Annotated in this window: 8 protein-coding genes; 3 read left to right on the top strand and 5 right to left on the bottom strand. The window is 70.5% G+C overall.

What is annotated here, in order from left to right; all coding sequences use genetic code 11:
* Positions 1-1,176 (top strand): PP2C family protein-serine/threonine phosphatase (locus tag ACRDP3_RS28510; RefSeq protein WP_431519910.1); only part of this gene is annotated, 1,176 nt, incomplete at its 5' end.
* 84 nt (positions 1,177-1,260) lie between these two features.
* Here the strand turns inward: ACRDP3_RS28510 and ACRDP3_RS28505 are convergent.
* Entirely contained in the window at positions 1,261-2,757 is a 1,497-nt protein-coding gene (locus ACRDP3_RS28505) for a DNA-binding protein NsdB (RefSeq protein WP_431519909.1), read from the bottom strand.
* Positions 2,758-2,994: 237 nt separating this feature from the next.
* On the opposite strand from ACRDP3_RS28505, the gene ACRDP3_RS28500 reads away from it, so the two are divergent.
* Both ACRDP3_RS28500 and ACRDP3_RS28495 read left to right on the top strand, forming a co-directional pair.
* Positions 2,995-4,218 (top strand): aminoglycoside phosphotransferase family protein, encoded by a 1,224-nt coding sequence (locus ACRDP3_RS28500; RefSeq protein ID WP_431519908.1) that lies wholly within the window; start codon positions 2,995-2,997, stop codon positions 4,216-4,218.
* A 237-nt stretch (positions 4,219-4,455) separates the two neighbouring features.
* Positions 4,456-6,519, top strand: a complete 2,064-nt coding sequence (locus ACRDP3_RS28495; RefSeq protein WP_431519912.1) for an N-acetylmuramoyl-L-alanine amidase — start codon at positions 4,456-4,458, stop codon at positions 6,517-6,519.
* 80 nt (positions 6,520-6,599) lie between these two features.
* On the opposite strand, the gene ACRDP3_RS28490 is transcribed toward ACRDP3_RS28495, so the two are convergent.
* The 4 genes from ACRDP3_RS28490 to ACRDP3_RS28475 form a co-directional block, all read right to left on the bottom strand.
* On the bottom strand, positions 6,600-7,097 hold the full coding sequence (locus ACRDP3_RS28490) for a hypothetical protein (protein WP_431519907.1): 498 nt from the start codon (positions 7,095-7,097) through the stop codon (positions 6,600-6,602).
* A 167-nt stretch (positions 7,098-7,264) separates the two neighbouring features.
* The gene (locus ACRDP3_RS28485) at positions 7,265-7,480 is read right to left on the bottom strand and encodes a DUF397 domain-containing protein (RefSeq protein ID WP_431519911.1); all 216 of its coding nucleotides are present in this window, start codon (positions 7,478-7,480) and stop codon (positions 7,265-7,267) included.
* A 118-nt stretch (positions 7,481-7,598) separates the two neighbouring features.
* Entirely contained in the window at positions 7,599-8,114 is a 516-nt protein-coding gene (locus tag ACRDP3_RS28480; RefSeq protein ID WP_431519906.1) for a VOC family protein, read from the bottom strand.
* 91 nt (positions 8,115-8,205) lie between these two features.
* Positions 8,206-9,100, bottom strand: an 895-nt coding sequence (locus tag ACRDP3_RS28475; protein ID WP_431519905.1) for an APC family permease, incomplete at its 5' end; no start/stop codon positions are given.

The raw sequence follows: 9,100 nt of genomic DNA, 5'->3' as shown, positions 1-9,100 counted from the left end.
GGCGTCGGGCGCGCTCCGCTGACCGGCCGGGTGGGCAGCGCCGAGTGGAATCTGCTCACCGACGAGGTGTCCTGGTCCGAAGAGCTCTACGGCATCTTCGGGCGCCCCCCCGAAGAGGGTCCGCTCTCGCTGGACGAGCTGCCCTCCTGGGTGCTCCCCGAGGACCAGCCGCTGCTGGCGAGCGCGGTGACCGACTGCCTGGTGGACGGCAGGCCCATCGACCAGGAGTTCCGGATCATGCGCCCGGACCGCGCCGTCCGCAGTCTGCATCTGATGGGCGAACCGGTGCTGGACGACCACGGCGGGACCACCGCCATGTGGACGGTGCTCCGCGACGTCAGCGAACTGCGCCGCAGCGAACTCACCGTCCGCGAGACCGGTGAGACGGCACGTCAGGAGCGGCACGTCGCACGGACCGAGCACCGGGTCGCCGTAGAACTGCAGGAGTCGGTGCTGCCACCGTGGCGGGGTGCGCAACGCGTCCCGCACGCGGGCAGTCACGCCGAGGGGGCACTGGATCTCGCCTCGCACTACCTGCCGTCCGCGACCAGCGCCCTGATCGGCGGAGACTGGTACGACGCGCTCGAACTGCCCGACGGCGCCACACTGCTGTCCGCCGGTGACCTCACCGGACACGGCGTGGCAGCCACCTCCGGGATGGCGATGCTGCTGGGAGCGGTACGCGGGATGGCCGTCGCCGGCGTGGAACCGGGCGCACTGATGGGTCACCTCAACCAACTGCTCGACTCCGCCGCGCAGCCCGCACTGGGCAGTGCGGTGTGCTGCCGCTACGAGCCCCGCGACCGCACGCTCACCTGGGCCCAGGCCGGACATCCGGCACCGCTGCTCTTCCGCGCGGGCGCCGGACGGATCCTGTGCCCGCCCCAGGGCGTGCTGCTGGGCGCGACCTCCGGTGCGGCGTACGGGCAGCGAACCGAACTGCTGCAGCCCGGAGACCTGTTGGTGCTGCACACCGACGGACTCGTTCCGCCCGGCACCCCGCCGGCAGCGGCGGCGGACGAACCGCACGCCGGAACCGAGCGGTTGCTGGCCTTGGGCGCCCGGTTCGCCGCGACCCGTACGGCACAGGAGTGTGTGCGCGTCGTCGTCGAGGAGTTCGGCGGCCGGGAACGCGAGGACGACGCCTGTGTGCTGATCGCCCGCGTCCACGCCTGACCGCTCGCGAACCCGCTCGAACCGCACTGGTCGCCGAACGCTACCTGCGGGGCTGAGCGGCGCGGCTGACCGGGGACGGACAGGCTAAACCTCCCGGAATCCCGCCCCCTTGGGCAGCCGGGCCGGCCTGGGCGTCCTGGGCAACGACTGCTGGATCTCCTCACGAAGGTCCCGGACCATGGCGTGCTCGGCGTACCGCCCGGTCAGCCGGTACATCTCGCGGAGCCGGTCCCAGGTGCGGTGCGAGGAGTTCTCGCCGATGCTGACGAGGGCCAGCCGCGCGTACCGGTCGGCCTGTTCGGGATCGTCCGAGATGAAGCAGGCGGAGGCCAGCGAGATCCAGTCGAAGATCTTCGACCGCCGGCGCTCGTCGACCCGTAGCTCCAAGGCCCGTTTCGCGTGCGCCTCCGCCGTACCCGCCGCCGAGGGGTCGTGCTCCGCGAGAGTGCGGAAGGCCAGCGCCTGCATTCCGTGCAGATCGGCCTCGTCGAACATCTGCATCCAACTCGGCGGTGGTACATCGCCCTTGTCGGACGCGAACAGCTCCTCGGCCTCCCCCAGCGTCCGCCGCATGGCCTGGCCTCTGCCCATCGACGCCTGAGCCCATGCCTCGATGGTGTGCAGCATCGCCCGCGTGCGCGGCAGCGTCTCCTCGCCCGAGCCGGCGCGGGCCAGTTTCATGAGATCGAGTGCGTCGTCGGGCCTGCCCAGATGCACCATCTGGCGGGCCGCGCGGGAGACGGCTTCGCCGGCCCGCGCCCGGTCGCCGCCCTCGCGAGCCGCGTGGGCGGCGATGACGAAGTACTTCTGGGCCGTTGGTTCCATCCCCACGTCGTGCGACATCCACCCGGCGAGCACCGCGAGATTCGCCGCGACCCCCCACAACCGCCGCTGCAGACGGTCGGGATGGTGGTACGCGAGCATTCCGCCCACCTCATTGAGCTGCCCCACCACCGCCTTGCGCTGCAGTCCACCGCCGCGGGCGGCGTCCCAGGCACGGAAGACCTCGACCGAGTGCTCGAGCGCCTCGATCTCCTGCGAGCCCACGGGGGCCGCCTCGTAGCGGTCGAAGGCCGCATGGTCGGCGTACCGGGTGTGGTCGGGGTGAAGGACACCGGCCGCGGGGGCCGGGTCCGTACGGATCCAGTCGTGCAGGGCAGTGGAGAGTGCCGTTCCTGCGGTGAGCGCGGCACCCGCGCCCACCAAGCCGCGTCGGTTGAGCATGAGGTCCATTCCCGTGAATTCGGTGAGGACCTCGGCTGTCCGGTCGGGCGCCCACGGCAGACCGTCCAGACCGGACTGACGCCGTTTCGTACCTTGCCCCGGCTTGCTGAACCCGAGGTCCTCGATGGTCACGACACGGCCGAGTCGCTCGGTGAAAAGAGCCGCCAGCACCTTTGGCACCGGATCGCGCGGGGCCTCCCCCGTGTCGATCCAACGCCGCACCCGCGAGGTGTCGGTCGCCAGCTGCGGGTGGCCCATGGCCGCCGACTGCCGGTTCACGAGCCGGGCGAGTTCGCCCTTGGACCATCCGGAGAGGCCGAAGAGGTCCGCGAGGCGGGTGTTGGGTCCCTTTGTCACGTCAAGCCCCCAGGTTCTCGGCTGAGTTGACAGTAACCGCCGCTCACCGGCCCTGCGAGCATTCGCCAGGGTTCGCCAGGGTTCGCCAGATGGTGTGCCACCCGCGCCCGGGTGTCATGTAGGAACGCGCCACCCCGGCCCGGTCCGGTTTCACGCACTCCCCAGGGTGCGCGGGCCGCCCACCGGACGGGGAGGGCGCAGCGACCTCCGTCGGCGCACGAAGGGATCCTGCTCACCATGCATCCAGCGACGTCCTCCGTGTCCGCACCGTCCACAGCGGCCCCGGCGTCCCCGGCCGTCCCGGGGTTACGGCCGCCACGCACCCCGCCCTACGGCGGCGGCGCCCTGGGCGTACCCACCCCGCGAACGGCCTCCGGACAGGCTGTCCGTGGTCAACCGGGACCGTCGGGGCCACCGCGGCCGCCGAGGCTGACGGGCGGCATCGGACTTCAACCCGTCTCCGGGAGGCTGGACTTGTCCGGCCCACAGGGCGCTCAGCTACGCGCCGCGATCACCTCGATCCACCGGATCTGCCCGGATTTCCACCCGGTGCAGGTGCTCCGCCGGTTCGGCCGTTCCGTGCTGGTGGCCGGCACCGCCGGCCGGAACGCGGTCGTCGCCAAGTGCCTGGTCGACCATTCCCCCGCATGGGCCGAACGGTTCCGGCACGAAATAGCGGCCTATCGCACGTTCGTACGGCATCGGCCGCCGGTACGGGTGCCCCGGCTGGTGGCCGCCGATCCGGACGCCTGCACGCTGCTGATCGAGCGGATGCCGGGCCGGGCGGCGGCCGTCCGGCGTCATCCCTTCGAGGCTCCTCCCCGTGCTGATCTGCGTGCGGTACTCGGAGCGGTCTGCAAGGTCAACCTCTGGCAGCCGCCGCGGTCGATGTTCGACAGGCCGATCGACTATCCGGCCCGGCTCGGGCGCTATCACGAACTGGGGCTGCTGACCGACCGTGACCTGGGCGATCTGCAGAAGCTGCTGCACGGCGTCGCACATGCGGGCGGCGGGCAGGGCGGGACACCGTGGCAGTTCTGTCACGGAGACGCGCTGCTGACCAATGTGCTGCTCGGTCCGGCCGGTCCGGCACTCGTCGACTGGGAACACGCGGGCTGGTATCTGCCCGGGTACGACCTGGCGACGCTGTGGTCCGTGCTCGGGGACGCGCCGTTGGCACGCCGTCAGATCAGCCAGCTCGCGCAGGCCCAGGGCACGGCTGCGCGGGACGCGTTCCTGGTGAACCTGATGCTCGTCCTCACCCGGGAGATCCGTACGTACGAGACCGCCGTCCAGCGCACCATGCGGGACCCCGGGCCACCCACGGCGGGGGCCGGGGGCGGTCAGGACCGGCCGGGTGCGATGTCCACAGGCGAGGAGCAACGGCTGCTGCTGCGGCGGCTGCACGACGACTGCGGGCTCGCGCGCCGAGCGGTGCGCGCCGCTGTCGGCACGCGGTGAGCGGTGACTCAGCTCGTTTCCCGCTGATCCCGTTCGGGCGGGGCGTCACCGGTCTGGACCGGTGACGCCTCGCAGGCCCCGATGGCGCCGCGCCTGACGGAACGCGCGGGGCACGGCTGACGTGCGACTTCTCAGCATCACAGGGTGATTGACGGATGGTCGGACAAACGGTACCTCTGAGGCCTGCTCGCGCCCGCGTGCCACGGAGCTCCGTCCGAGGAGGCCGCATTGCCTGGATTGCCTGGATCCCTTCCTGACGCCCTTGACCCAAGACGTCGTGGCCGGGGCACGCTCGGCCGGCCCGCACCGGGAGGCCGGGCGTCCCGCTCGGTCCGTGCCGCGGTCATCGGCGCGGCCGCGGCGGCGCTGTTGCTTCCGCTGGTCTCCGCCAGTCCGCCGGCAACGGCCGGACAGCGCGACACCTCGGCCCTGCAGCGGGAGTTCACCGATGCCGCGGAGCGCTACAAGGTGCCGCGGAGTGTGCTGCTCGGTGTGTCGTATCTGCAGTCGCGCTGGGACACCCACGACGGCGCCCCCAGTGTCTCCGGCGGCTACGGCCCGATGCACCTCACCGACGCCCGCACGGCGCTCGCCGGGACCGCGCCGCACGCCGGTCACTCCGGTACGGAGGATGCCCGCGGTGACACGGCGCGGCAGGTCCGTACCGTCTCCCACCGCGCCAAGGCCCTCGACACCGACCGCCTCCCGGCCCGGCTGCGCACCGCGGACCGGGCCGCCGAGCTGTCCGGCCTCACCCGGGAGCAGCTGCGCACTTCGCCCGCCGCGAACGTGCGCGGTGGCGCGGCGCTGCTGGCCGCGGCACAGCGGAAGCTGGACCGGCCGCTGAGCTCCGACCCGGCCGACTGGTTCGGGGCGGTGGCCGCCTATCCGGCGGCGGCCGACCGGGCAACCGGAGCCACGTTCGCGAACGACGTGTTCGACGTGCTCCGCTCCGGCGAGACGCGCACCACGGACACCGGGCAGCGGGTCACCCTGCAGGCAGACCCGGGCCTGCGGCCGGACAGCGCGCAGGCGGACGGCCTTAAGAACGCGGCACTGCGGTCGGGAGACAAGGTCAGGCCCGAGTGTCCGAGGACCGTGTCCTGCGAGTGGCTGCCCGCCCCGCACGAGGAGTACACGGACGACAACGGCCAGCCCAACTACGGTAACCACGACACCGCACGGCGCCCCGAGTCCCAGTCCATCGAATACATCGTGATCCACGACACGGAAGGCACCTGGGACACGGTCCTGGACCTGGTCCAGGACCCGACGTATGTGTCGTGGAACTACTCCCTGCGCTCGTCCGACGGCCATATCGCCCAGCACGTACGCGCCAAGGACGTGGCCTGGCATGCCGGCAACTGGTACGTCAACTCGAAATCGGTGGGACTGGAGCACGAGGCGTTCCTCACCGCCCCTGACGCCTGGTTCACCGAGGCGATGTACCGCACCTCAGCGCGGCTCGTGAAGTATCTGGCCGACAAGCACGATATTCCGCTGGACCGGCAGCACATCATCGGCCACGACAACGTACCGGGTGTGACCAGCGCCAACATCCCCGGGATGCACACCGACCCCGGCCCCTACTTCGACTGGCGGCACTACTTCGCGCTGCTGGGCAAGCCGTTCACGGCGAAGGCCGGACCGGACAGCCGGATGGTGACCATCCGGCCGGACTACGACAAGCACCAGCCCGTCTACACCAGGTGTGACAGCTCGGGCGACCCCTGCCCGGCGCACGGCTCCGGTGCGGTAAGGCTGCACACCGAGCCGGACGCCGACTCGCCGCTGGTGAAGGATGTCGGGCTGCGTCCGGGGGGTGGGCCCTCGACGACCGGCGTCAACGACACCGGCGCCCGGGCCAGCACCGGCCAGCAGTACGCGGTGGCGGAGCGCAAGGGGGACTGGAGCGCCATCTGGTATCTCGGCGGGCGCGCCTGGTTCCACAACCCGGAGGACCAGCCGACCGCCGTGCCGACGCGCGGCAAGCTGGTCCTGCCCAAGGCCGGCAAGGACGAGATTCCGGTCTACGGGCGGGCGTATCCGGAAGAGGAGGCGTACCCGGCGGACGTGCCCGTCCAGAAGCTCTCACCGCTGCCGTACAAGATCGCGGCGGGTCAGGCGTACGCGGCCGGCCCGAAACAGCGCGGCGAGTATCTGTTCGCGAAGGTGTTCGACCCGAAAGCCGAGCGCTTCAAGGTGGTGCGCGGTGATCTGGAGTACTACCAGATTCAGCTGGGGCACCGCGTGGCCTTCGTGAAGGCCGACGACGTGCGGGTGGTCAGCTCGTCCTCGTAGCGCGCCCTGAGAGCGCACGGTGCCGGCGAGGGCGGTGTGCACGATGGTGCCACCGCCCTCGTCAACCGGCGCGGACGGGACTACTGCCGGAACAGCTCGGGGGGCAGCGGCTTCAGCAGCGCGTAGAGATCACTGGTGATGGGGCGGTCCCAGCTCGCGATGGTGACCAGCACGCCGTCGCTCCGGTCGAACTGCACACAGGAGATGCGCTCCTCCGAGCACTTCACCCGCCGCACGATCAGCAGATTCTCCTCGTGCATCACCGGGTCGTCCTCGATGCCTACGACCTCGACCGGCTCGTCGTTCTCCAGCGCCGCCAGCAACTGGGCCACTTCGAAAGGCACCTGCTTGTCGGCGACCTCCCGGGCCGGTGAGCCTTCCGGCAGATTGCCGATGATCATGGCCGGCCCACGGCCGCCGAAGAGGTCGTAGCGCAGGAAGACGCCCTGGCAGGTGCCGTCCGGAGCGGGCAGCAGTCCCGCCCCGAGATTGCCGGGCCAGTCGGTCGGGTCCATGGCCAGGACATCGAAGTCAGGACCTGCGGGCACGGCGGCACTGCGGCGGCGGAGGAACGACATGCGGCCATGGTACGTCGCGCCCCGCACCGCCTCCCGCGGGGCGCTGCGGGAGGGCGCACCCCGTGCGGGCTGCCGCCGGTGCGGCTGGATCGACCAGTGCGCGGCAACCCGTTGCCCGCGGCTGTGTGGCGTGCTCGTCCGACGGGATGTCTGCGACGCGCGGCCCGTCAGGTGAGGTCGAAGCGGCCGTCGCGCGCGCCGAGCACGAACGCGTTCCACTCACCCGGGGTGAAGATGACCGCCGGGACCTCGGGAGTGCCGCCGTTCCGCATGGCGATGTAGCCCTCGATGAAGGCGATCTCCACGTCGCCCATCCCCTGGGTGCCCGACTGCCACCGGGCGTGGGTGAGATCGAGGTCGGGCCTCACCGTCGTGCTGGTCATGGTGCGCTCCGCCACGTCCGCGGCTCCTCCCCGTGGGGTCCTGGGGCCGCCAGCGTATCCACGAGTGGCGGCTTACGGACAGGCCCCGTAGGGGCGGGATCGAGCCCCCCGGCCGGGCTCAGAGGATCTTGTCGCCGTTGAAGACGCCGAGGCGTTCGCAGTACAGCTCGACCGGCACTCCGTTGGGGTCCCGCAGGTACAGGCTCTCTTCCACACCCCGGTCAGGGCCGGAGTAGGCGATACCCGCCTCGTCCAGAGCCCGGCGGGCGGCGGCCTGCCGCTCGACGTCCAGGGACAGCGCGATGTGCTGTACGCCGCCGAGGGTCTCGGAGAAGGGGGGATGGTCGTGCCCGGGGAAGTCGAAGAAACCCAGCAGGTTCCCGTTGCCGATGTCGAAGAAGAAGTGGGTCGAGCCGCGGTAGTCGCGGTTCTCCACGATCTCGACGAGGGGGAAACCGAGCAGCTCCTGGTAGAAGCGGATGGTCTCCTCGACGTCCCGGCAGATGAACGCCACGTGGTGGATGCCGCGCGCGGTGGTGGCGGGCCGCTGGGAGATCTCGCGCAGATGACGCGACCGCAGCTCGTCCCGCCGGGTGCGCAGTGCCTCCAGCGCCTTTCCCTCGGGCTCAGCCATGACGGACCTCCTGGCAGAAGTGATTGGCCGTTCAACCAATCACTCTACGGGCGACCCTCACCCCTCCGCGAGGAAGGTCCCCCGCGCAACGCTACGGCACGTCCTTGCCGGCCGGCGGGCCCTGCCGGTGCGCGAGTTCGGACCGGTGGTAGGAGTAGCCGAAGTAGATGACCAGGCCGATCGCGAGCCAGATCGCGAACCGCACCCAGGTCTGTGCTGTCAGGAAGGTGGTCAGCCACAGGGAGGCGGCCACGCCGAGCGCGGGAACCACCGGCATCCAGGGGGTGCGGAAGGTGCGGGGCAGCTCAGGGCGCTTGTAGCGGAGCACGATCACCGCGACGCAGACCACGACGAAGGCCAGCAGGATGCCGATGTTGGTGAGTTCGGCGGCCTCCTCGATCGGCAGGAACCCGGCGATCACGGCGGAGGCGACACCCACGATCCAGGTGACGCGGGTGGGGACGTGCCGGGTGGGGTGGGTCTTGGCGAACCACTTCGGCAGCAGCCCGTCACGGCTCATCGAGAACCACACACGTGTCACGCCGAGCATGAAGGTAAACATCACGGTGAGGATGCCGATGATGGCGCCGACCGCGATGACGTCGGCGATGCCGCTCAGACCGACCGACTTGAAGGCGGTGGAGAAGCCGCTTTCCTTGTCGATGTCGGTGTACTTCTGCATGCCCGTCAGCACCAGGGTGGCCAGCACGTACAGCACCATCGAGATGGCCAGCGAGTAGATGATCGCCTTGGGCATGTGTCGCTGGGCGTCCTTGGACTCCTCGGCGGCGGTGCTCATCGCGTCGTAACCGAACACGGCGAAGAAGACCAGCGAGGCTCCGGTCATCACACCGTTCAGCCCTGACGGCGCGAAAGGGGTGAAGTTGCTGGTCTTGATGTAGAAGAAGCCGACAAGGACAACAACCAGCACGACCATGACCTTCAGCGCCACCACAAAGGTCTCGAACCGGGCCGCGCTCTTGATC

Origin of the sequence: Streptomyces sp., assembly GCF_050698815.1 — a bacterium.
Classification (GTDB): domain Bacteria; phylum Actinomycetota; class Actinomycetes; order Streptomycetales; family Streptomycetaceae; genus Streptomyces.
This window is presented reverse-complemented; position numbering and strand designations above follow the sequence as displayed.